At 55.3% G+C, this 1,314-nt stretch carries 1 rRNA gene (only partly in view); it reads right to left on the bottom strand.

The features are described from left to right. Window positions 1–1,314: ribosomal RNA gene (locus KNO86_RS14470) — 23S ribosomal RNA — on the bottom strand (its annotated part continues 1,652 nt past the right edge of the window); the annotation flags it as partial.

Here is a 1,314-nt window from a genome sequence, read left to right on the forward strand (position 1 = left end):
CCACGCTTCCACCCATGACCTATCTACCTCATCGTCTCTGAGGGGTCTTTCTTGATTGCTCAAAGGGAAATCTCATCTCGGAGGGGGCTTCATGCTTAGATGCTTTCAGCACTTATCCCGTCCGCACGTAGCTACCCAGCGATGCTCCTGGCGGAACAACTGGTACACCAGCGGTGCGTCCATCCCGGTCCTCTCGTACTAAGGACAGCTCTCCTCAAATTTCCTGCGCCCACGACGGATAGGGACCGAACTGTCTCACGACGTTCTGAACCCAGCTCGCGTACCGCTTTAATGGGCGAACAGCCCAACCCTTGGGACCTACTCCAGCCCCAGGATGCGATGAGCCGACATCGAGGTGCCAAACCTCCCCGTCGATGTGGACTCTTGGGGGAGATCAGCCTGTTATCCCCAGGGTAGCTTTTATCCGTTGAGCGATGGCCCTTCCATGCGGAACCACCGGATCACTAAGCCCGACTTTCGTCCCTGCTCGACTTGTAGGTCTCGCAGTCAAGCTCCCTTCTGCCTTTGCACTCTTCGAATGATTTCCAACCATTCTGAGGGAACCTTTGGGCGCCTCCGTTACTGTTTAGGAGGCGACCGCCCCAGTCAAACTACCCGCCTGACACGGTCCTCCAGCCGGATCACGGCTGCGAGTTAGAGACTCTATACGCAAAGGGTGGTATCCCAAGGGTGTCTCCACCGAAGCTGGCGCTCCGGCTTCACAAACTCCCACCTATCCTGTACATCGCGTACAAAGCCTCAATATCAGGCTGTAGTAAAGCTCCATGGGGTCTTTCCGTCCTGTCGCGGGTAACCTGCATCTTCACAGGTACTATGATTTCACCGGGTCTCTCGTTGAGACAGTGCCCAAATCGTTACGCCTTTCGTGCGGGTCGGAACTTACCCGACAAGGAATTTCGCTACCTTAGGACCGTTATAGTTACGGCCGCCGTTTACTGGGGCTTCGGTTCAGTGCTTCTCTTGCGATGACACATCCCCTTAACCTTCCAGCACCGGGCAGGCGTCAGCCCCTATACTTCATCTTGCGATTTAGCAGAGACCTGTGTTTTTGCTAAACAGTCGTTTGGGCCTATTCACTGCGGCTTATGTTGCCATAAGCGTCCCTTCTCCCGAAGTTACGGGACCATTTTGCCGAGTTCCTTAACGAGAGTTATCCCGCGCGTCTTAGAATTCTCATCTCGCCTACCTGTGTCGGTTTGCGGTACTGGCGCCGACCTCCTCACTAGAGGCTTTTCTTGGCAGCGTGAAATCCGGTGCTTCGCCCTACGGGCTCCACGTCACAGCTCAACCTTG

This window comes from Exiguobacterium sp. s160, from assembly GCF_018617575.1.
GTDB classification, from domain to species: domain Bacteria; phylum Bacillota; class Bacilli; order Exiguobacteriales; family Exiguobacteriaceae; genus Exiguobacterium; species Exiguobacterium aestuarii_A.